Here is a 21190-nt window from a genome sequence, read left to right as displayed (position 1 = left end):
ATTACTTAAATGGATTGTATGAGGTGCCCCAATCATAGTGATCGGTGTTTTCTATCTTCTTCACCCACTCGACTAAGGCGATGGCGAGCGGCAGTAAGACAATGGAGACGACAACTTTATAAGACCAGGTTGTACTTATGATGTTAACCAACTCCATGAAGGTATATTTTCCTGAAAGACTGATCGGATAGGCTGTCAGCAACAGGGCGGCCTGTGTAGACATGGAGCCCACAATATATCGGATAAAGAAGTATTTGCCGGAGAAGATAATCTTCATCTTTGAAATAATGAAGCCATTGACGAAATAAGCGACCGGAACGGACACCCAGGTGCCGATCATGACTCGCCAGAATTCGTGGTACAAAGAATAATAGTGTGTGGCGATATCGTTGTTTTCTGGCTGAATAGCGGCTGAGAGATTAAGTATTATGACATATAAGCTTTGACAGAAGACCATGATCCATATTGCTCTGACCGACAATTTATAGCCGTAAACCTCAGTAAGCAATGTGGAGATCAAGAAACACAGGGAGAATACAATGCCGCTGGCCGTTATTTTAAAACCATAGATATCAAAGACCTTATAAACCAACGTGTCGCAGGTGATCATAATGGTCACCGTCAGGCCAACAAAAAGGCCATAGAGCTTGAGATTTCCTTGCATTTTTATTCCTTATTTAGTCCGTGTTCTTCTGTTATTCATAATCCATACTTATTTAAAACGTCAACCAAGCGGCCAGATAGTGGCGCAATGATGCTTGAGCCATGTCGCATGGCCATCGTTTCTCTTTATTCAAGGCAACGCCTCTCCTTTCCCTCACGGGTTCCTGAAGGCGAAAGCGCTACGCTGGGTTTTGCGAAGAATGCTGATGGCCTGTTGATTGAGAAAAGATGACTTTACCGTAATCCATTAATGTTTCTAATGAATATATTGCCTGGATCGCGCTGTGTCAATCATGGGAAGAGGAATACGGGACGTTAACTTGATGAGGGCTTGATGCGTTCACTCCCGGGGCGTGGGCGGCAGAGCCTGCAGCTGAATCACCAATTCCGCCAGGCTGGCGGCCTGCATTTTCTCCATCACTTTCGCCCGGTGAACCTCCACGGTGCGCAGGGCGATATTCAGCCGCTCCGCCATTTCCCGATTCATCATGCCTCGCCCTACCAGCTGTGCGATGTCGCGTTCTTTCGGTGTGAGCGTGCGGTAACGGCCGAGGGTTTCATGGCGTTGCCAGGCTGCGGCCGAAACCCGGTGCGCGCGTTCGAGGGCGGCGATCAGCGGTTCAGCGGCGATCGGTTTTTGCAGGAAGTCCACCGCGCCGTACTTCATCTGCTCCACCGCCATCGGCACGTCGCCATGGCCGGACAGGAACACCACCGCCAGCGTGCTGCCGAGGCGGCGCAGCTCAGTATAGGCCTGGTGCCCATCGAGTTTCGGCATCCTCATGTCCAGCAAGACGAGCCCGGTCTGAAACAGGTCGGCCTGCGCCAAAAAGTCGGTGCTGTCATTCCAGCACTGCACGTCGTGGCCGAGGCTGGTCAGCAAAAAATGGCAGGCGTCGGTGACGGCGACGTCATCGTCCACCAGATGAATTAGCGACATGGTTTTCCTCATGGGTCAATATGAAATGCAGCGTTACGCACAGCCCATTGCGGCTGTCGGGGGCGGGGCGGTTAGCCAGGCGGATTTCGCCGCCGCCATAGCGGGCCAGGCGCCGGCAAATGGCTAACCCCAGCCCCATGCCGCCGGCTTTGGTGGTGTTGAAGGGGCGAAAAGCCTGTTCCAGCCCGGGCGTTGTCATGCCGCCCGCGTTGTCCTGCAGATGCAACTCGATCGTCCGTTCGCTCTGGGCGGCGGAAAGCCAGACGGCATTGGCCCCGGCCTGCGCCGCATTCAGCAGCAGGTTCGCCAGCAGTTGTTCCAGCAGCGCCGGCGGCAGGGTTAGCGTCAGCGAAGGCGCCACGTTGTTGAACAACGTCAGGTCGGGGTAGCGCTGCGTCAGGCGCAGCAGCGCCCACACCCGCTCGGCGGTTTCGCTTACCGCAGCGGGCTGCCAGCGCGTTTGGTCTATCGCCTCTGCGGTGGGCTGTGCCCACTGGCGCAGGTTATGAATCGTCTCGCCGCCGCGCTGCGCCTGTCGGTCGATATTTTCCAGCGGCCCCAGCAACGGATGCCCGGCGTCCGTTTTGCGCAGTTGGATCAGGCATCCTTGCGCATAGTGGCGAATAGCCGCCAGCGGTTGATTGAGCTCGTGTGCGAAGCCGGAGGCCATTTCCCCCAGCACGTTCAGCTGCCTGGCGTTCTCCAGTGCCTGCTCCTGTCGCCGCAGTTGCTCTCCGGCATGGAGCAGCTGTCGCCCGCGCCGGCGTACCAGCAGCGCGATCCAGATATGGTTGACGATCAACAGCGCCAGCACCGCCAGCGACAGGCCGACGGCCGTCTGATGCTGGATCAGCCAGCTCTTGATATCCAGCCACAGCCGCCGCTGTTCCGGGTGTTGATTGACGGCGCGCAGCAGCGCTTCCACCTCGCTGGTCGAGGCCGGTGCGCCCCACAGGAAGGGCGACTGCGGCGGTGCGGTCAGCAAGGCCCTTGCCACCGCATCCACCAGTGAGTTATCCAGGCCGGGCAGGGCGGCGAACGACCAGTTGGGGTAAAGTGGCGTGCTGGTAACGCAGGGAACCGACGCGGCCTGTTGCAACAGCGGGCGAAAATCCGCCGGATTGATCAGGCCTTCCTGATCCATTTTCTCCAGCAGGCAGACCGGGACGATGGCGGCCTGAATGGCGCGTTCGCGCAACAGATAGAGCAGGGCGTCGGCAGGGAAACCGGTAAAGCGCAGGTGAAAATCGCGCTCGGGCCGTATGCCGGCGTCGCTGAGCGCCTTATAACCGGTCAGATAGCCGCCGAAGGCCTGCGGATCGATGGCGCCCACCGTTTTGCCCATCAGCGCCTGCGGCGTCGTAATGCCGCTGTCGCGCCGCACCAGAATCACGCTGCCGATGATGTTGCCCGTTGCCCGGTCGCCGTTGGCGGCGCGCAACGACGCCAGCCAGCGCAGATGATAGTGGCTGTTCAGCTGCACAAACTGCGCCGGATTGGTGACCACGAACTGCACGCTGCCCCGATTGACCGCCTCGCGCATCTGCGCCAGATCGAGCGGCCGTAGGCGGAAGTGTTCACCGCCGACGCTGCCGTTGAGCCTGTCGATCAGCGGCTGCCACTCACGCGCGGTCGCTGCATCGCCGCGCATCGCCAGCACGCCGACCGACCACTCGCCCGCCTGTGCCGCCATCCCCCAGCCGAGACTGAGCAGCAGTAATAACACGACCTTCACGGCCCCTCCTGATGGGCAATCTGCCTGCCGTCACTTGTTTTAGATCAACGTTAGGTTCGGTATGTGGTTAACCACAATAGAGCTGAGCCCAATGCCATTTTTACACTGTAAATCATCGACATTGTTTATTCATCTAACGGGCATCAATAGCGTGATCGGGGTGATGCCCAGGGTGTGGGAGAGGCGCATGGATTTCGGTAAACGGCAGTTTTTGCAGCGGCTGGGCGTGTTGACGGCGGGGGCTTCGCTGATCCCCATGGCGGAAGCCGGGTTAACGTGGGCGCCGACGCGGCGCGAGGGGGATGTTCGCCGACGCTATGCGATGCTGATCGACCTGCGGCGCTGTATCGGGTGCCAGGCCTGTACCGTGAGCTGCGCCATTGAAAACCAGACGCCGCACGGGGAGTTTCGCACCACGGTAAACCAGTACCAGGTCAGCCTCGAAGGGGAAGAAGTAGCGACCAACGTGCTGCTGCCCAGGCTGTGCAACCACTGCGACAACCCGCCCTGCGTGCCGGTATGCCCGGTCCAGGCCACCTTCCAGCGCGAGGACGGGATCGTGGTGGTCGACAACAAACGCTGCGTGGGGTGCGCCTATTGCGTGCAGGCCTGTCCGTACGATGCCCGTTTTATCAATCACGCCACCCAAACGGCGGACAAATGCACCTTCTGCGTGCACCGGCTGGAAGCGGGATTGCTGCCGGCGTGCGTGGAGTCGTGCGTGGGCGGGGCGCGGATCATCGGCGATATGCGCGATCCGCACAGCAGGCTGAGCAAGCTGCTGCGGCGCCATGAGGCCGAGATCAAAGTCCTCAAGCCGGAGAACCAAACCGCGCCCCACGTCTTTTATCTGGGGTTGGATGACGCCTTCGTCACGCCGCTGCCGGGGCGGGCGCAGGTCGCCTTATGGGGGGAGGAACGATGAGCCGCCAACTAATGATCGCAGAAGTACTGAGCCAACCGCAGGCGGTGAGCTGGCTGCCGTGGGCCGTGCAATATTTCTTCTTTATCGGCATCGCCGCCTGCGCCGCGTTGCTGGCCTGCGTGTGGCGCTGGCGCGGTGGAGATAACGCCGCGCATCTGGAGCGCATGGCGCTGTTTCTCGGGCTGACGTGCGCCATCACCGCGCCGCTGGCGTTAACCGCCGATCTGCATCAAACCGCCCGCTTTTGGCATTTCTACGCTTACCCAACGCCCTGGTCGTGGATGCCGTGGGGCGCGCTGTTCTTGCCGCTGTTTACCTTGCTGCTTGGCCTGTGGTTTCTCGCGATCGAATTTACGCGGCTGACGGGCAGACCGGTTGCGCTGCTGCGTGGGATCGCGCCCGCCTGCGCGCTGGTGGCTATCGGTCTGCTGTTGTACACCGGGCGTGAGGTTTCCGTCGTGCGCGCCCGCCCCATCTGGTTCAGCTACGGATTTCCGATCGTGATGTTCCTCAGCGCGCTGCAGGCGGTCTTGGCCCTGTTGCTGTTGGCGATGCGCAAACGGCCCGGCCTGCAGGCGCTGCTGGCGCGCGGGACACTGCTGACGCTGTTGCTGCTCGGCGGTGCGATCCTGCTGTGGGTGTGCGGCGATACGCTATCCGGCGCGGCGGTACGCCACTGGCTGCAGACGCAGGCGACGGCGCGCCAGTATGCCGCGGGATGGATCGCACTGTGGGGGCTGGCGCTGGCATGCGCCGCCTGGGCTGCCTATCGACGTTTGCCGCGCGGCGGCGCGCCGCTGCTGGTGGCCGGCGCACTGGGGCTAAGCTGGCTGATGCGCTGGACGCTGTTGATCGAAGTGCAAACCGTGCCGAAATACAACGCGTCTTATTCCCCCTATAGCCTGCCGCTTGGTACCGACGGTTTGCTGGCGATCGTCGGCACTTTCGGGCTGTGGCTGGCGTTAATGATCATGGTGCGTGAAGCACAGGCGTTTTTATTGCGGAGAAAACAACATGGCTAAACTCACCCGGCGTCAGTGGTTGAAAGTGGGCCTGGCCTTCGGCGGGCTGTCCGCTTTTGGCCTGAGCTATCGTGAGGTCGCCAAACGGGCGATCGACGGCTTGATTCATGGCACCTCAGGGCGGGTGACGTTGGATCGCATCAACGGCAACTCGCTGCAGCCCGAAGGGCGGGCAGTGCCGGAATGGCAAGGCAATCCGCAGCAGGCCATCTCGATGACCCAGTGTTTCGGCTGCTGGACGCAATGCGGCGTGCGGGTACGGGTGGACAGGCAGACCGATCGGGTATTGCGCATTGCCGGCAACCCTTATCATCCGCTGTCTCAGGAACGGCACGTCGATTCGGCGTTGCCGCTGCAGGACGCGTTGGCGCAGCTGGGCGGCGAAAGCGGCCTCGACGCCCGTTCCACCGCCTGCGCGCGCGGCGCCACGCTGCTGGAGGGGCTTTACAGCCCGCTGCGCGTGCTGGAGCCGATGAAGCGCGTCGGCAAGCGCGGCGAGGGCAAGTGGCAGCGCATCAGCTTTGAGCAGCTTATCGCTGAAGTGGTGGAGGGGGGCGATCTGTTCGGCGAGGGGCATGTGGACGGTCTACGAGCGATCCGCGATCTGGAAACACCGATCGACGTTCGGCGCCCGGGGCTGGGGCCGAAAGCCAACCAGCTGCTGGTGACCAATGCCGGTGACGACGGGCGTGACAGCTTCCTGCGGCGCTTCGCCCAGAACAGTTTCGGCAGCAAAAACTTCAGCGCGCACGGCGCTTACTGTGGGCTGGCCTACCGTGCCGGCTCCGGTGCATTGATGAACGATCTGGACAAGAACCCGCACGTGAAACCGGACTGGGAACAGGTCGAATTCGCGCTGTTTATGGGCACCTCGCCGGCGCAGTCCGGCAACCCGTTCAAGCGGCAGGCCCGGCAGCTGGCCAGCGCCAGATTACGCAGCGAGTTCCGCTACGCGGTAGTGGCGCCGGCGCTGCCGCTGACCACCACGCTGGCGGACGATCATGGCCATTGGATCCCGGTGCTGCCGGGCACCGACTCGGCGCTGGCGATGGCGATGATCCGTTGGATCCTCGACAACCGGCGTTATCAGGCCGGCTATCTCGCCATCCCGTCGGAGGCCGCCATGCAGCGTGCCGGCGAGAAGAGCTGGACCAACGCCACGCATCTGGTGATCGCCGAGAGCGAGCACCCGCTGGCGGGGCAGCATCTGACGCTGGCCCATCTGAACGGCGCCGAGTCAGCGTCGCCGGTGGTCGTCAACGGCGCGGGGGAACTGGTGCCGGCCGAGGCGTGCGACCGCGCCGAGCTGTGGGTAACCCGCACGGTGACGCTGCACGACGGCGCGCAGGTGGCGGTGAAAAGTGGTTTCCAGTGTCTGAAAGAGGCCGCCGATAAACTGTCGCCGGAGGCGTACAGCCGGGAATGCGGCGTGCCGGTGGCACGCATCGCGGCGCTGGCCGAGGTCTTTACCGCCCATGGGCGCAAGGCGGCGGTGGTCGCCCATGGCGGGATGATGGCGGCAAACGGGTTTTACAATACCTGGTCGGTGATGATGCTCAATGTGTTGGTCGGTAACCTTAGCCTGGAGGGTGGAGTGTTCGTCGGCGGCGGTAAATTCAACGGCTTCGCCGAGGGGCCGCGCTATAACCTGGTCGATTTTCCCGGCCTGGTAAAACCGAAAGGGCTGAATATCGCGCGTAGCAAGGCCGCCTATGAAACCTCCGACGAATACCGCGAAAAAGTGGCGGCGGGCGTTTCACCCTGGCCGGCCAGGGCGCCCTGGTATCCGTTCGTCGCCGGGCAGTTGACCGAGCTGCTGACGTCGGCGCTGGCGGGGTATCCGTACGGGCTGAAGGCCTGGATCTCGAACATGACCAACCCCTTGTACGGTATCGCCGGGTTGCGCGGCGTGGCGGAGGAAGGATTGAAAGATCCGGCGCGTTTGCCGCTGTTTATCGCCATCGATGCGTTTATCAACGAAACGACGGCGCTGGCCGACTATATCATCCCGGATACCCATAACTTTGAGAGCTGGGGATTCAGCGCCCCTTGGGGCGGCGTCGCCAGCAAGGCCACTACCGCGCGCTGGCCGATAGTGACGCCGGCGACCGCGAAAACGGCGCAAGGGCAGCCGATTTCCATGGAGGCGTTTTGCATCGCCGTCGCCAAACGCCTGGCGCTGCCGGGGTTCGGCGATCGCGCGATCGGCGACGGCCAGGGCGGGCTGCTGCCGCTCAACCGCGCCGAGGATTACTATCTGCGCGCCGCCGCCAACGTGGCGTTTGCCGGCAAGGCGGCGGTACCGGCCGCGAGGGCGGAAGAGCTGGCGCTGTGCGGCGTCGATCGCTTGTTGCCGCAGCTTGCGCAGACGCTGCGCGCCGATGAAATCGACCGCGTGGCGTTTATCTACAGCCGCGGCGGCCGCTTCGCCGATCATGACAGCGGCCGCCGCGACGGTAGCGTGGGCAATCGTTGGGAGAAGCCGCTGCAGATCTGGAATGCGGAAGTGGCGAAGCATCGCCATGCGATCACCGGCGAGCGTTTCAGCGGCTGTCCCACCTGTTACCCGGCGCGTTTGTCGGACGGCCGCGCGGTGGAAGAGCTCTACCCTGAGCGGCAGTGGCCGCTGCGGCTGATGTCCTTCAAATCCAATGTGATGAGCAGCTCCACCGCGGTGATCCGGCGCCTGCACGACGTGAAGCCGGTGAACCTGGTGGCCCTGAACCCGGCGGACGGGGTGCGTTTCGGCATTCAACACGGTGACTGGGTGAGCATCAGTACGCCGGGCGGCAGCCGGGAGGCGCAGATCAGTTTGCTGGCGGGGGTGATGCCCGGTGTGATCGCGGTGGAACACGGCTACGGCCACCGGGAGATGGGGGCCAGCCGGCACTACCTGGACGGCGAACCGCTGGCGATGGATGAGCGCATCGCCGCCGGCATCAACCTTAACGATTTGGGCTTTGCCGATCCGACGCGCGAAGTGCCGAATACCTGGCTGGATTGGGTAACCGGTGCGGCGGTGCGCCAGGGCATTCCAGCGGCGATCGTCAAACTTTCCGCGTAAACGGCAGACGAAAAAAAACCTGCTGTAACAGCAGGTTTTCTTAAATTTGGTCGGCATGAGAGGATTATGCGCATCTTCGATGCTTGCCCTGCGGGCCGTTGCTAAAGCAACGTGGTCTCACTGCGCTCGGCTCAAACCTCCTTCGGAGATTCTCATCCTCTCAGTGTGCAGACGAAAAAAAACCTGCTGTAACAGCAGGTTTTCTTAAATTTGGTCGGCATGAGAGGATTCGAACCTCCGACCCCCGACACCCCATGACGGTGCGCTACCAGGCTGCGCTACATGCCGACGCTATGAAAATTCATACTACCGATTCCCGATGTTAATGCAAGCGCCTCGCCACTTGATTGCTTTAGTTTTAAGCAGTTAGTTGGCGATAAAGCGTTTTACATCGGTCAGCACCTGCAGCAACAGAGCAAGCTGCGGTTTCTCGTCTTTTATTTCATCGCCGTTGTGATCGTAGACGCGATAGTTGCCGCTGTTGTCCAGCATCAGCGTCTGCGTCGGCGTGGTGATCACCAGCTGATTGCCATCGCCGGTGGCGATCCAGTTGTTGCGGCGCTGGGCGGTGAACAGATCTTCGCCCTGCGAATAATCTTTCGGCGCGGTCTTCACGTGCAGCAACCGTTGCATCAGGGTGCGCATCACGTCGTTATGGCCGGTCAGCTTGCTGATGGTCTGGGCCGGGGTGCCCGGCCAGTGGATCACCAACGGTACCTGCAGCTGCGCCTGGTTGAAGCCGTTGCCGGCCCCCCATTGGCCTTTGCCGCTGTCGTTGAATTCGACGCCGTGCTCGGCGGTGATCACCACCACGGTTTTGTCCAGCAGGCTGCGCTGTTTCAGGGTGTCCAGCACCCGGGCTATCTGGGCGTCCACGTCTTGCGCGCCGGTACGATAGCGCTGGATAAAGTCGGCCGGCGCCGGGGTTTTGGCACCTTCGGCCGGCTCGGCGCCGCTGAAGTTGATATAGGAGAACCACGGCTCTTTATCGCCCTGATCCGTCAGCCAGCGCTGCCATTGCTGCGTGGTTTGCGCGTCGCTTTGCGGCGCCGGCGTCGGCAGCGAGAAGTCGGTCAACAGGGCCTGACGGTACAGGCTGGCGTTGAAGCCGTCGGAGGAGAACAGCCCCAGCTGGTAGCCCTGATCGCTGAGCGCATTGATCAGCGCCGACGGCTTGCGCCCGGCGAGCACGCTGTCCAGATAGGTCGGGGAAATGCCGTAGAACAGGCCGAACAGCCCGGTATCGGCATGGTTGCCTGAACTGTAATGATCGCTGAAACGCACGTTTTCCTGGGCGAAGCGCGTCAGCGCCGGCATGTCTTGCGCCACGTCTTTGGCGCGAATGCCGTCTACCACGATCATCAGCAGGTTATAGCCGCTGCCTTTATCGCCGTAGCTGAGATCGCTGAGCGGATATTCCACCGCCACCGCTTCCGGGTTGCCTTGTTGCACCAGGCGGCGCTCATACTCTTGCTGGTCAAGCAGGCCGTGTTTTTCGAGGAACTTGCGCGCGGTCATCGGGTACGAGAGCGGCAGGTTGGCCCGCTGCATGGTGATCGGGCGATAGAAGTTGGCGTCGGCCCAGATATAAATCAGGTGCGACGCGAAAAAGGCGCTGATAAACAGCGCCGCCAGCGGCTTGCCGAAACGGCGGCGATTCAGGCTGCGCAGCTTCTGCCAGCTCCAGGTGCCGAACAGCATCTCCACCAGGAAGATCACCGGCACACAGATAAACATCAGCTGCCAGTCGCGCGAAAGCTCGCTTTGGTCCGGGTTGACCACCAGATCCCACACCACCGGATTGAGGTGCAGGTGGAAATGGGAGAACACTTCGCTGTCGACCAGCAACAGCGTGAGCCCGGCGGTGGCCAGCGTGGCGGAAATAAATCGCAGCAGCCGCTGCGACATCACCACGAAGGTGAGCGGGAAGATCACCAGCAAATAGCCGGCGAACACGATAAAGCTGAAATGCCCCAGCAGGCTGACCAGGGCATAGACGCGGCCCAGCAGGGAAGCGGGCCAGTCGGTGACAAACAGGTAGCGGCTACCCAGCCCAAGGGCGAGCAGAATGTTGAATAAGGCGAACCAGTGCCCCCAGCTGATCATCTGGGAGACTTTTTCACGATAACGCTGACGGTTTGTCACCATAAGTCAATATTAATGCGCTTTATCTTCACGGACAGAAGCCTGCAGGGCTTCCGCGAACGATCTTGCCAGGGTTTTCCGCTGCGCGGGGGCAACGCTGGTGTTGATCAAATTAGTGACCATGTTGCCCAGCACCATCAGGGAAAGATCGGTGGGGGTATGGTGTTTTTCCAGAACATTGACCAGCTCTGAGAGCAGTTGTTCAACGTGTTCGTCACTGTAACGGGATGATTGTGGCATAAAATTGCGCTTAGTAATCTGCAAAGTGCCCTATCTTACCGTATAGGACAGTGATTTTCCGCTCTTTTATCACTTCCTGTCATTCGGGAAATCGTTTGCCCGCGCCGGGGCGGCCCCTCGCTGCGCCTTTCCGGTTTGCCGCGGTTTTTTAGTATTGCAGGGCGGGGCCTTCAGTGTTTGAATACGCGCCTAAAGAACAGGAGGATTTACCATGAGTCTGGATATCGACCAGATCGCTCTGCATCAGTTGGTGAAACGCGACGAGCAAACGCTGGACGTGGTGCTGCGCGATTCCTTGCTTCCCACCAACGCGGCGGTGGAAGAAATGATGGCGGAACTGCATCGCGTCTACAGCGCCAAGAGCAAGGCCTTAGGCCTGTTCAACGAAGGCAGCGAACTGGCGGAAGCGCTGCGCACCTGCCGCAAGGACGATAAAGACTTTCTGGCCTTCAGCCGCGCGGCGACCGGCCGCTTACGCGACGAACTGGCGAAGTATCCGTTCGCCGAAGGCGGCGTGGTACTGTTCGGCCAATACCGCTATCTGGCGGTGGAGTACTTGCTGATCGCGGTGTTGAACAGCCGTAACAGCATGCGCGTCAACGAAGAGCTGGATATCAACACCACGCACTATCTGGACATCAACAACGCCGATATCGTTGCGCGCATCGATCTGACCGAGTGGGAAACCAACCCGGAATCGACCCGCTACCTGACCTTCCTGCGCGGGCGCGTGGGCCGCAAGGTCGCTGACTTCTTCATGGACTTCCTGGCGGCGTCCGAAGGGTTGGACACCAAGGCGCAAAACCGCGGGCTGCTGCAGGCGGTAGACGACTATTGCGCCGATGCGCAGCTGGACAAGAACGAGCGCCAGTCGGTGCGCCAGCAGGTGTACAGCTATTGCAACGAACAGCTGCAGGCGGGCGAAGAGATTGAACTGCAGGCGCTGTCGCAGGAGCTGTCGCCGGTCGGTGAGAAAGACTTCATGCAGTTCTCCAGCGAGCAAGGGTATGAGCTGGAAGAGAGCTTCCCGGCGGATCGCGGCACGCTGCGGCAGCTGACCAAATTCGCCGGCAGCGGCGGCGGCATCAGCCTGAACTTCGACGCCATGCTGCTGGGCGAGCGCATTTTCTGGGATGCGGCCACCGACACGCTGACCATCAAAGGCACGCCGCCGAACCTGCGCGATCAGCTGCAGCGCCGGACCGGCAGCGGCAAGTAAGCTTGCCGAATCGCAGACAATAAAAAACGCCGCAATTGCGGCGTTCTTTATTTCGGCGTCCCGAAAGGTTCGAAAACGTAGCGATTAAACGCGAACGAAGTCGATGTGAGCCAGTTTTGGCTTGAACGGGTGACGCTGTACAGCCTGAACCTTAACTTTGGTTTCTTTACCGTCGATAACCAGAGTTACTGCTTCGCTGTAGAATTCTGGTTTAGCTTCCATGTTCTTAACAGAATCATGGTCCAATTCGATGGAAACTGCAGCTTCTTTGCCACCGTAAACGATAGCTGGGAATTTGTTTGCTGCACGCAGGCGGCGGCTCGCACCTTTACCCTGGTCTTTACGTACTTCTACATTGATAGTGAACATTGTTTTTTCTCTTAAAAGAAAATTTACCCTGCTACAGGCGACCCAAGTAGCAAGTTCGGAAACCCGCTTTAACGCTGGGCAGGCCCAGGTAAAGCGCGCGGCATTTTAACGGAAAGCCGCCCGCAGGGCAACGAAAACCTGCCCAGGTTGGGGACAGTTGGCTCAGGCCAATTGATTGGCGCGGCGGAAACGGCCTTGATAATCGAACACTTTCTCGCGCACCTGCCAAAACTGCCCGCGTTTGCGCGCCACCACGAAATCCGGATGGCGCAGCGCCTGCTGTTGCGCCAGCACGTCGGCGGCGGTGTGCCAGGCGAACGGCACGCCCGGCGCGCGCTGATGCGGGCGCAGGAACAGCATCTCGAACGCTTTGCGCTGCGCCGGCGTCTGCAGGCGGAAGCGCTCGCTGGTGCTGGTGCCGTCCTCGTCGTAATAGGTGGCTTTCAGCCATTCGCCCTTGTCGTCGCGGCCGCTTTGCAGCTCCATGCCGCCGCAGCGCAGCACCAGCGCGTCTTTCAGCTTCAGCGCCGCTTTCAGCATGTCGTCGGGATCGACCAGAACCTCCTGGCACTGATGGCAGCGGCGCGCGGCGATGTCGTTCTCCGCGCCGCAGTGCGGGCAGCTCTTGAACCGGAAGCGGTAATCGCACTGCTCGCGGTGGCCGTCGTCGTCCTCCAGCCAGCCCTGACAGCGGCGGCCGTAGTGCTCGATAATGTCGCCGTTTTCGGTGCACTTGCCCCAGAACAGGTTGGCGAAGCCGCAGGCCGGGCAGAACACCTGCACCGGTTGACTGTCGCCGTGCGGCTTGCTGACGCCGACCTCCGGCGTGAACAGGTCGTGCGGGTTGCCGGCGTAGTCGAGGATCAGGCAATCCTCCTTGCCGGGCGCCAGCCGCAGCCCGCGGCCGACGATCTGCTGATACAGGCTGACGGACTCGGTCGGGCGCAGGATCGCGATCAGATCGACGTGCGGCGCGTCGAAGCCGGTGGTCAATACCGCGACGTTGACCAGATAGCGCAGACGCTGCTGTTTGAACGCCTCGATCAGCGCATCGCGCTCGGCGGCCGGCGTTTCGGCGCTGACCAGCGCGGCCTCGCCGGTCGGCAGCAGGCCGTGGATCTCGCGGGCGTGCTCGACGGTGGCGGCGAAGATCATCACCCCTTTGCGGTCTTCGGCGTACTCCACAATCTGGCTGATGATGTGCGGCGTGACGCGGTTTTGCCGCTTCAGCTCGCGGTTCAGATCCGCTTCGCTGAACAGGCCGTTGCTTCTGGCTTCCAGCCGGCTGAAATCGTACTGCACGATCGGCATGTCCAGCCGCTCAGGCGGCACCAGGAAGCCGTTCTTAATCATATAGCGCAGCGGCAGCTCGTAGATGCAGTCGCGAAACAGGCTGGCGCCGTCGCCGCGGGTGAAGCCGTGGTAGTGATACTGGTAAATCCAGCCCTTGCCCAAGCGATAGGGCGTGGCGGTCAGCCCCAGCAGCCGCAGCTGCGGGTTGGTTTTCTGCAAATGCTGGATGATTTGCTGGTACTGGCTGTCGTCGTCGTCGCTGATGCGGTGGCATTCATCGACGATCAGCAGCGAAAAGGCGCCGTCGAACAGCGGCAGGTTGCGCGCCACCGACTGCACGCTGCCGAACACCACCTTGCCGGCGCTCTCTTTCTGCTGCAGGCCGGCGGCGAAGATGTCCGCTTCCAGGCCGTAGGCGCAGTATTTGGCGTGGTTTTGCGCCACCAGTTCCTTGACGTGCGCCAACACCAGCACCCGCCCGCGGGCGCGCTTCGCCAGCTCGGCGATCACCAGGCTTTTGCCGGCGCCGGTCGGCAGCACGATCAGCGCCGGTTCGGGATGCCGCCGGAAATGATTGATGGTGGCTTCGACCGCTTCCAGTTGGTAGGGGCGTAGGGTAAAGGCCATAAATGAACGCCGTGGGTTGGGATGGGCCGTCGGGAAGCGGCTTTGTCACCGCTGCTCCCACAGAAACCGTGACATTCTACTCCCCGGACAGCCGAAAAATTTCTATTATTATGCCTTCTGTGCGCGCGCGGTGCGAGGAGCGTGAAAATTACCTCTGTCGGGCAACGCGTTGTGCCGCTATACTCGTGTGACAGCAATCGCTGTTCCCCCACGCGATTCCCCCCCTGAACCTGCCATTTGCACCCGGTGCAACGGCGGGCGTCATATTTTGGCAATACGATCAATGCGATCATAACAACGACAGGCAAAGCAGATCCCATGCGATTGGACAAGTTTTTATCTCAGCAGTTAGGCATCAGCCGTGCGCTGGTCGCGCGCGAACTTCGGGCTAAACGCGTCACCGTGGACGGTGAGGTAGTGAAGAGCGGGGCGATCAAACTGACCCCGGAGCAAGAAGTGGCGTTCGACGGCAATCCTCTGCAGCAGCAGAACGGCCCGCGCTATTTCATGCTCAACAAACCGCAGGGCTACGTCTGCTCCACCGACGATCCCGATCATCCGACGGTGCTGTATTTTCTCGATGAACCGGTCGCGTACAAGCTGCACGCCGCCGGACGGCTGGATATCGACACCACTGGGCTGGTGTTGATGACCGACGACGGCCAGTGGTCGCACCGCGTCACGTCGCCGCGCCACCACTGCGAGAAAACCTATCTGGTGACGCTGGAGCACCCGTTGGCGGAAGACACCGCGCAGCGTTTCGCCGAAGGGGTGCAGCTGCACAACGAGAAAGACCTGACGCGCCCGGCGACGCTGGAGCCGGTTGACGCGCGCGTGGTGCGCCTGACCCTCAGCGAAGGGCGCTACCACCAGGTGAAGCGGATGTTCGCTGCCGTCGGCAACCGGGTGATCGAGTTGCACCGTGAGCGCATCGGCGCCATCGTGCTGGATGACGATCTGGCGCCGGGCGAATACCGCCCACTGACCGAAGAAGAGATCGCCAGCGTGGGCGCGCCGCACCTGCAGGACTGAAAACCGATCATTGATTGCGGCCGATTAAGGAGTCGTGGAACGTGCAACAGAACCGAACCTCTCATCTCGGTTTGATTTTCATTCTGGGCCTGTTGTCCATGTTGATGCCGTTGGCCATCGACATGTACCTGCCCAGTATGCCGGTGATCGCCGCCCAGTTTGGCGTCGAGTCCGGCAGCGTGCAGATGACCCTCAGCGCCTATATGCTCGGCTTTGCCTTCGGGCAGCTGTTCTATGGGCCAATGTCGGACAGCCTCGGCCGCAAGCCGGTGATCCTGTGGGGAACGCTGATCTTCGCCATCGCCGGTTGCGCCTGCGCCATGGCGCAGTCGATCGATCAGCTGATCGGATTACGTTTCCTGCATGGCCTGGCGGCGGCGGCCGCCAGCGTGGTGATCAATGCCCTGATGCGCGATATGTTCACCAAGGATGAGTTCTCGCGCATGATGTCGTTCGTCATTCTGGTGATGACCATCGCGCCGCTGCTGGCGCCGATGATCGGCGGTGCGCTGTTGCTGTGGTTCAGCTGGCACGCCATCTTTTGGACCATGGGCGCCGCGGCGTTGATCGGTTCACTGCTGGTGGCCCTGTTCATCAAGGAGACGCTGCCGAAAGAGCGGCGACAGCGGTTCCACCTGCGCACCACGCTGGGCAACTTCGGTTCGCTGTTCCGCCATAAGCGGGTGCTGAGCTACATGCTCGCCAGCGCCTTCTCGTTTGCGGGCATGTTCTCGTTCCTCAGCGCCGGGCCGTTCGTCTACATCGAACTGAACCACGTTTCGCCGCAGCATTTCGGTTACTATTTTGCGCTGAACATCGTCTTCCTGTTCCTGACGACGCTGATCAACAGCCGCAACGTGCGGCGGTTCGGCGCGGTCAAGATGTTCAAGCTGGGGCTGTTGGTACAGCTGGCGATGGGGCTGTGGCTGGTGGCGGTGAGCGCCGTCGGCCTGGGCTTCTGGGCGCTGGTGATCGGCGTTGCGGTCTATCTGGGGTGCATCTCGATGATCTCCTCCAACGCCATGGCGGTGATCCTGGATGACTTCCCGCATATGGCGGGCACCGCGTCTTCCCTGGCCGGCACGTTGCGCTTCAGCATCGGCGCGCTGGTGGGGGCGGTCCTGTCGATGGCGCCGGGTAAAAGCGCGTGGCCCATGGTTACCTCAATGGCGCTGTGCAGCATCGTGGCGGTGCTGTTTTATCTTTACGCCAGCCGGCCGCGCGATCGCGCGGCCTGACGTTCTCCCGATTCGGGGCGTGTCGCCCCGCATCGTCATAGGGTTGCGCCATGCCATTTCAGGGTGCAACTGGCAATGAAAATTTTGTTGCTAAATATACGTAAGCTAATCAATTGGCCATTTTCTCATCTGTGTGCTTTTTGTTAAAAAACTCCGTCGCCGCACCACCCATTATTCCCCGGGAGGCGCGGCGTTCTGCCGGCTGAGCGCGGCGGGTGGTTTGTATTAGGATTGATGTAAATCAAGGCATTAGCAGGGTAGGCTGCGCTAACGTGGTGGGCCAAATGTTTCTTCATTGTAAAAATATGGCGACGGAAAAGTAGTCGCATTGCAAGAAAAAAGAGTTGAGATCGCTGCGCGAAAGGGTTACATATAACGCAAAAATGCGAGCTGAGTCGCAAAATGCCGTGAAATAACACCGCACGGCGCGCCAAAAAATGGCACGGCATCGGCAAGCACGGGGTCTGGTTAATGGCTAGCGGCAAAATTTACATTTAAATAACATTTGTGCGCGGCAGAGTCGGGAGTCAGCGGCTATAACTTAGTAACCCTGTCAGGTAAAAGTGTTTCACCTTTTCAATCTAGGGATTTCATGTGGAGAATATCCAACTTTCGGTAGTGCATCGCTTGCCGCAAAGTTATCGTTGGCTATCCGGTTTCACCGGCGTAAAGGTAGAACCGATTCCGTTTAACGGAATAGACGAAGATAACAACCTGATAGGGCTGAAGTTACTCAGCCATGAAGGGGCCGAGGCCTGGCAGGTAATGCAACAGCTCAATCTGTCGCTGCAGGAGATTCAGGTCGACTGCGCGATCGTCGAATGGGAAGGGGAGCCTTGCCTGTTCGTGCAGCGCAGCGACGAGAGCGCCACCATGTGCCGCCTGAAAAACGTCGGCGCCGCGATCGCCGAGCCGCTCAGCGCGCAATACCCCTTCTAGCATTCGCCGCTAATCCGCCAACTGCAGCAGTTGACGGGTATAGTCGGCGGCGGGCGCCGCGAAAATCGCCCGGCAGTCTCCCTGTTCAACCACTTCTCCCTGTCGCAACACGATGACCTGGTGGCATAGCGAACGCACCACCTGCAGGTCATGGCTGATGAACAGATAAGCCAGCCGGTGGCGTTGCTGCAGCGATTTCAGCAGCGTCAGGATCTGCGCCTGCACCGATTTATCCAGCGAAGAGGTCGGCTCGTCGAGGATCAGCAGCTGCGGCTGCAGGATCAGCGCGCGCGCGATGGCGATACGCTGGCGCTGCCCGCCGGAAAACTCGGTGGGATAGCGATGGCGCAGCTGTGGATCCAGGCCGACTTCCTGCAACACTTCTATCACGCGCTGTTCCCGCTGCTCTGCGCTAAGTCGCTGGTGCACTTCCAGCCCTTCGGCGATGATTTGCTGCACGTTCAGGCGCGGGTTCAGGGCGGAGTAGGGATCCTGGAAGACGATTTGCATCCGGCTGCGGTAGGGCAGCATCTGCTTCATCGTGAGCGGGTGCAGCGGTTCGCCGTCGAACCAGATGGCGCCCTGTGAGGCCAACAGGCGCAGCAGCGCCAGCCCGGTGGTGCTTTTACCCGAGCCGGATTCCCCCACCAGCCCCACGCTTTCCCCGGCGCGCAGCTCGAAACTCAATGATTTCAATGCATAGTGATAATCCACCGTGCGGCGCAGCAGGCCGCGGCGGATGGGGAAGCGCACCTGCAGATTTTCCACCTTGAGCAGCGGCCGCTCGTCGCCGGGGCGCCCGTTGGCCGCAGCAGGCAGCGGCAGCGGTTCACCGACGTCCTCGGCGGCCAGCAGCTGCTGCGTGTAAGGATGCTGCGGCCGGCTGAACAGCTGCGCACGGCCGTTTTGCTCTATGCAGCGCCCCTGACGCATCACCGCCACGTTGTCCGCCAGGCGGCGCACGATATTCAGGTTATGGGTGATGAACAACAGCCCCATGCCCATCTCCTGCTTCAGCTCTTGCAGCAGCGTCAGGATCTGCGCCTGGATAGTGACGTCGAGCGCGGTGGTGGGCTCGTCGGCGATCAGCAGTTTCGGGCGGGTCAACACCGCCATGGCGATCATCACCCGTTGGCGTTCACCGCCGGACAGCTGATGCGGGTAATCCTGCAGCCGGCTTTTGGCCTGACGGATGCCGACGCGCTCCAGGCATTCGACGATCTCTGCGCGCGCGGCTTCGCGCCGCAGGCCGCGGTGCAGCATCAGCACTTCCGCGAGCTGTTTTTCTATGGTGTGCAGCGGGTTAAGCGACACCATCGGTTCCTGAAAGATCATCGCGATCTGATTGCCGCGCACCTTGCGCAGCGCCGCTTCCGGCGCATGCAGCAACGAGTCGCCGTTGAACAGGATATCGCCGGCAGGATAAACCACCGGCGGCGCGGGCAGCAGGCGCAGTATCGACAGGGCGGTGACGCTTTTGCCGGAGCCGGATTCCCCCACCAGCGCCAGCGTTTCCGCCGGCGCGATTTGCAGCGAGAGTTCGTTGACCACCGGCGTGACGGTGTCGCCCTGGCGGAAGGCGATGCTGAGATCCTGAATAGCGAGCAAAGGAGTGGCCATATCAATGCGCCTTGCTGGGGTCAAAGGCGTCGCGCACCGCTTCGCCGATAAAGATTAATAACGACAGCAGCACCGCCAAGACCAGGAAGGCGGTGATGCCGAGCCACGGCGCCTGCAGATTGTTTTTGCCTTGCAGCAGCAGCTCGCCGAGCGACGGCGAACCGATCGGCAGACCGAAACCGAGGAAATCGAGCGACGTCAGGGTGGTGATCGAGCCGCACAGGATAAACGGCAGGAAGGTCAGCGTCGCCACCATGGCGTTGGGCAGCATATGGCGGGACATGATCACCCGATCCGGTACGCCCATGGCGCGCGCGGCGCGGATGTAGTCAAAATTGCGGGTGCGTAGGAATTCGGCGCGCACCACCCCCACCAGGCTCATCCAGCCGAACAGGATGGTGATGCCGAGCAGCCACCAGAAATTGGGCTGGACGATACTCGACAGCAGAATGATCAGAAACAGCGTCGGCATGCCCGACCACACTTCGATAAAGCGTTGCCCCCACAGATCTAAACGCCCGCCGTAATACCCCTGGGTTGCGCCGACGCACACGCCGATCAGGCTGGAAAACAGCGTCAACGCCAGGCCGAACAGCATCGAGATGCGAAAACCGTACAGAACACGAGCGAGCACGTCGCCGCCGTTGCTGTCGGTGCCGAGCAGGTTGTGGCGCGAAGGCGGCGAGGGGAAGGGCACCTCGGTGGCGAAGTTGATGGTGTCGTAGCTGAAGCGGATCGGCGCCCAAACCGCCCAGCCGTGCCGTTCGATCTGCTGCTGTACGAACGGATCCTGATAGTCGGCTTCGGTGTTCAGCTCGCCGCCGAAGGCGGTTTCGCTGTAGTTAATCATAAACGGCAGGTACAACCGGCCTTCATAACGCACCAACAGCGGTTTGTCGTTGGCGATCAGATCGGCGGCCAGGCTCAGGGTGAACAGCACCAAGAAGATCCACAGCGACCAGTAGCCGCGGCGGTTGCGGCGAAAACGCGCCCAGCGCGCCTGGTTGATCGGGCTAAGGCGGCTCATTGGCGGGCCTCGAAGTCAATGCGCGGATCGACCAGGGTGTAGGTGATATCGCTGAGGATATTCAACAGCAGGCCGATCAGGGTGAAGATATACAGCGTGCCGAACATCACCGGGTAGTCGCGCTGCAGCGTGGCGTCGTAGCCCAGCAGCCCCAGGCCGTTGAGCGAGAACATGACTTCTATCAGCAGCGAGCCGGTGAAGAACATGCTGATAAAGGTGGCCGGAAAACCGGCGATCACCAGCAGCATGGCGTTGCGGAACACGTGGCGGTAGAGGATTTTTTTCTCATCCAGCCCTTTGGCGCGGGCGGTGGTGACGTACTGCTTGCGGATCTCGTCGAGGAACGAGTTCTTGGTCAGCATGGTCAGGGTGGCGAAGCCGCCGATCACCGTCGCCAGCACCGGCAGGGTGATGTGCCACAGGTAGTCGGCGATCTTCGCCGGCCACGAGAGGGTGTCGAAGTTGCTGGACACCAGGCCGCGCAGCGGGAACCAGTCCAGGTAGCTGCCGCCGGCGAACAGTACAATCATCAGGATGGCGAACAGGAAAGCCGGAATGGCGTAGCCGATGATGATCAGCGTGCTGCTCCAGGTATCGAACGCGCTGCCGTTGTGGACGGCCTTGCGGATGCCGAGCGGGATCGACACCAGGTAGATGATCAGCGTGCTCCAAAGGCCCAGCGTGATGGAGACCGGCAGGCTCTGGCCGATCAGCTGCATCACCGAAGCGCCGCGAAACAGGCTGTCGCCGAAGTCGAAGCGCATATAGTTCCACAGCATGGTGAAGTAGCGTTCGTGCAGCGGTTTGTCGAAGCCGTAGCGTTTTGTGATCTCGGCGATCACCTCCGGATCCAGGCCGCGTGAACCGCGGTATTGGCCGTCGCCTGCCGCGATGCCCGCCCGGGCATGCCCCAGGCCCTCACCTGCGCCGCCGCCGCCAAAACCGCTGCCATGCCCCAGCTCAATGGCGGCGATGGCCTGATCGACCGGGCCGCCGGGGGCAACTTGCACGATAAAAAAGTTGATGGTGATGATCGCCCACAGCGTGGGGATCACCAGTAACAGTCTGCGTATCAGATAGGCCGCCATTCCG

The 21190-nt window shown here is 61.1% G+C and carries 17 protein-coding genes, 1 tRNA gene and 1 other RNA gene; 7 read left to right on the top strand and 12 right to left on the bottom strand.

Annotation, left to right across the window (positions count from 1 at the left end; translation table 11 throughout):
- Window position 1 precedes the first annotated feature (1 nt).
- From C3F38_RS19570 to ttrS, 3 genes are all read right to left on the bottom strand, one after another.
- Window positions 2–664, bottom strand: a complete 663-nt coding sequence (locus C3F38_RS19570; RefSeq protein WP_038876336.1) for a VUT family protein — start codon at window positions 662–664, stop codon at window positions 2–4.
- A gap of 339 nt (window positions 665–1003) precedes the next feature.
- Window positions 1004–1603, bottom strand: coding sequence for a tetrathionate respiration response regulator TtrR (gene ttrR / locus C3F38_RS19565; protein WP_055317202.1), 600 nt, complete (start codon window positions 1601–1603; stop codon window positions 1004–1006).
- Window positions 1575–3296, bottom strand: coding sequence for a tetrathionate respiration histidine kinase TtrS (gene ttrS / locus C3F38_RS19560; protein ID WP_233211715.1), 1722 nt, complete (start codon window positions 3294–3296; stop codon window positions 1575–1577). The genes ttrR and ttrS overlap by 29 nt, the downstream gene beginning before the upstream one ends.
- 229 nt (window positions 3297–3525) lie before the next feature.
- Here ttrS and ttrB point away from each other — a divergent pair, with 229 nt between their 5' ends.
- The 3 genes from ttrB to ttrA are packed head-to-tail and all read left to right on the top strand — an operon-like array spanning window position 3526 to window position 8349.
- The gene (ttrB, locus tag C3F38_RS19555; protein WP_038876332.1) at window positions 3526–4263 is read left to right on the top strand and encodes a tetrathionate reductase subunit TtrB; all 738 of its coding nucleotides are present in this window, start codon (window positions 3526–3528) and stop codon (window positions 4261–4263) included.
- A complete protein-coding gene (gene ttrC, locus C3F38_RS19550; protein ID WP_047730217.1) occupies window positions 4260–5285 on the top strand; it encodes a tetrathionate reductase subunit TtrC in 1026 nt (341 codons plus the stop codon). Before ttrB ends, ttrC begins: the two co-directional genes overlap by 4 nt.
- On the top strand, window positions 5278–8349 hold the full coding sequence (ttrA, locus tag C3F38_RS19545) for a tetrathionate reductase subunit TtrA (protein ID WP_055317203.1): 3072 nt from the start codon (window positions 5278–5280) through the stop codon (window positions 8347–8349). Before ttrC ends, ttrA begins: the two co-directional genes overlap by 8 nt.
- Before the next feature lie 47 nt (window positions 8350–8396).
- Here the strand turns inward: ttrA and C3F38_RS19540 are convergent.
- From C3F38_RS19540 to C3F38_RS19525, 4 genes are all read right to left on the bottom strand, one after another.
- A non-coding RNA gene (locus tag C3F38_RS19540) (RtT sRNA) lies at window positions 8397–8526 on the bottom strand.
- Window positions 8527–8560: 34 nt separating this feature from the next.
- Window positions 8561–8637: transfer RNA gene (locus C3F38_RS19535), tRNA-Pro, on the bottom strand.
- Window positions 8638–8715: 78 nt separating this feature from the next.
- Window positions 8716–10497, bottom strand: coding sequence for an LPS biosynthesis-modulating metalloenzyme YejM (yejM, locus tag C3F38_RS19530; RefSeq protein WP_047730232.1), 1782 nt, complete (start codon window positions 10495–10497; stop codon window positions 8716–8718).
- Window positions 10498–10506: 9 nt separating this feature from the next.
- Complete coding sequence (locus C3F38_RS19525; protein WP_004935782.1) at window positions 10507–10734, bottom strand: YejL family protein; 228 nt, start codon at window positions 10732–10734, stop codon at window positions 10507–10509.
- Window positions 10735–10945: 211 nt separating this feature from the next.
- On the opposite strand from C3F38_RS19525, the gene yejK reads away from it, so the two are divergent.
- Window positions 10946–11953, top strand: a complete 1008-nt coding sequence (yejK, locus tag C3F38_RS19520; protein ID WP_047730233.1) for a nucleoid-associated protein YejK — start codon at window positions 10946–10948, stop codon at window positions 11951–11953.
- Window positions 11954–12037: 84 nt separating this feature from the next.
- Here yejK and rplY read toward each other — a convergent pair whose 3' ends face one another.
- Window positions 12038–12322: a 50S ribosomal protein L25 gene (gene rplY, locus C3F38_RS19515; protein ID WP_019453645.1), complete on the bottom strand. Its 285-nt coding sequence runs from the start codon at window positions 12320–12322 to the stop codon at window positions 12038–12040.
- 162 nt (window positions 12323–12484) lie between these two features.
- Window positions 12485–14242, bottom strand: a complete 1758-nt coding sequence (locus tag C3F38_RS19510) for a DEAD/DEAH box helicase (protein ID WP_047730234.1) — start codon at window positions 14240–14242, stop codon at window positions 12485–12487.
- Window positions 14243–14560: 318 nt separating this feature from the next.
- Here C3F38_RS19510 and rsuA point away from each other — a divergent pair, with 318 nt between their 5' ends.
- The 3 genes from rsuA (at window position 14561) to C3F38_RS19495 (ending at window position 17451) form a co-directional block, all read left to right on the top strand.
- Window positions 14561–15274, top strand: a complete 714-nt coding sequence (rsuA, locus tag C3F38_RS19505) for a 16S rRNA pseudouridine(516) synthase RsuA (protein ID WP_055316172.1) — start codon at window positions 14561–14563, stop codon at window positions 15272–15274.
- 41 nt (window positions 15275–15315) lie between these two features.
- Entirely contained in the window at window positions 15316–16512 is a 1197-nt protein-coding gene (locus tag C3F38_RS19500; RefSeq protein ID WP_055316175.1) for a Bcr/CflA family multidrug efflux MFS transporter, read from the top strand.
- 594 nt (window positions 16513–17106) lie between these two features.
- Window positions 17107–17451: a YejG family protein gene (locus C3F38_RS19495; RefSeq protein WP_047730237.1), complete on the top strand. Its 345-nt coding sequence runs from the start codon at window positions 17107–17109 to the stop codon at window positions 17449–17451.
- Window positions 17452–17460: 9 nt separating this feature from the next.
- On the opposite strand, the gene yejF is transcribed toward C3F38_RS19495, so the two are convergent.
- The 3 genes from yejF to C3F38_RS19480 are packed head-to-tail and all read right to left on the bottom strand — an operon-like array spanning window position 17461 to window position 21186.
- The gene (gene yejF / locus C3F38_RS19490) at window positions 17461–19071 is read right to left on the bottom strand and encodes a microcin C ABC transporter ATP-binding protein YejF (protein WP_047730238.1); all 1611 of its coding nucleotides are present in this window, start codon (window positions 19069–19071) and stop codon (window positions 17461–17463) included.
- A 1-nt stretch (window position 19072) separates the two neighbouring features.
- On the bottom strand, window positions 19073–20098 hold the full coding sequence (locus C3F38_RS19485) for an ABC transporter permease (RefSeq protein ID WP_055316178.1): 1026 nt from the start codon (window positions 20096–20098) through the stop codon (window positions 19073–19075).
- Window positions 20095–21186 (bottom strand): microcin C ABC transporter permease YejB, encoded by a 1092-nt coding sequence (locus tag C3F38_RS19480; protein WP_048234471.1) that lies wholly within the window; start codon window positions 21184–21186, stop codon window positions 20095–20097. The genes C3F38_RS19485 and C3F38_RS19480 overlap by 4 nt, the downstream gene beginning before the upstream one ends.
- Between the last annotated feature and the right edge of the window lie 4 nt (window positions 21187–21190).

It is taken from the genome of Serratia sp. SSNIH1 (assembly GCF_002935055.1).
Taxonomy (GTDB): Bacteria; Pseudomonadota; Gammaproteobacteria; order Enterobacterales; family Enterobacteriaceae; genus Serratia; species Serratia nevei.
The sequence above is the reverse complement of the archived record's forward strand: the minus strand, read 5'-3'. Positions and strand labels throughout refer to the sequence as shown.

What these genes read in the sequence shown, in the direction of transcription:
- C3F38_RS19510 (WP_047730234.1), bottom strand. Translation starts at nt 14,242, where the DNA reads ATGGCCTTTACCCTACGCCCCTACCAACTGGAAGCGGTCGAAGCCACC.
- ttrB (WP_038876332.1), top strand. Translation starts at nt 3,526, where the DNA reads ATGGATTTCGGTAAACGGCAGTTTTTGCAGCGGCTGGGCGTGTTGACG.
- C3F38_RS19485 (WP_055316178.1), bottom strand. Translation starts at nt 20,098, where the DNA reads ATGAGCCGCCTTAGCCCGATCAACCAGGCGCGCTGGGCGCGTTTTCGC.
- yejF (WP_047730238.1), bottom strand. Translation starts at nt 19,071, where the DNA reads ATGGCCACTCCTTTGCTCGCTATTCAGGATCTCAGCATCGCCTTCCGC.
- ttrR (WP_055317202.1), bottom strand. Translation starts at nt 1,603, where the DNA reads ATGTCGCTAATTCATCTGGTGGACGATGACGTCGCCGTCACCGACGCC.
- yejM (WP_047730232.1), bottom strand. Translation starts at nt 10,497, where the DNA reads ATGGTGACAAACCGTCAGCGTTATCGTGAAAAAGTCTCCCAGATGATC.
- ttrA (WP_055317203.1), top strand. Translation starts at nt 5,278, where the DNA reads ATGGCTAAACTCACCCGGCGTCAGTGGTTGAAAGTGGGCCTGGCCTTC.
- rsuA (WP_055316172.1), top strand. Translation starts at nt 14,561, where the DNA reads ATGCGATTGGACAAGTTTTTATCTCAGCAGTTAGGCATCAGCCGTGCG.
- C3F38_RS19480 (WP_048234471.1), bottom strand. Translation starts at nt 21,186, where the DNA reads ATGGCGGCCTATCTGATACGCAGACTGTTACTGGTGATCCCCACGCTG.
- yejK (WP_047730233.1), top strand. Translation starts at nt 10,946, where the DNA reads ATGAGTCTGGATATCGACCAGATCGCTCTGCATCAGTTGGTGAAACGC.
- ttrS (WP_233211715.1), bottom strand. Translation starts at nt 3,296, where the DNA reads ATGGCGGCACAGGCGGGCGAGTGGTCGGTCGGCGTGCTGGCGATGCGC.
- ttrC (WP_047730217.1), top strand. Translation starts at nt 4,260, where the DNA reads ATGAGCCGCCAACTAATGATCGCAGAAGTACTGAGCCAACCGCAGGCG.
- rplY (WP_019453645.1), bottom strand. Translation starts at nt 12,322, where the DNA reads ATGTTCACTATCAATGTAGAAGTACGTAAAGACCAGGGTAAAGGTGCG.
- C3F38_RS19525 (WP_004935782.1), bottom strand. Translation starts at nt 10,734, where the DNA reads ATGCCACAATCATCCCGTTACAGTGACGAACACGTTGAACAACTGCTC.
- C3F38_RS19570 (WP_038876336.1), bottom strand. Translation starts at nt 664, where the DNA reads ATGCAAGGAAATCTCAAGCTCTATGGCCTTTTTGTTGGCCTGACGGTG.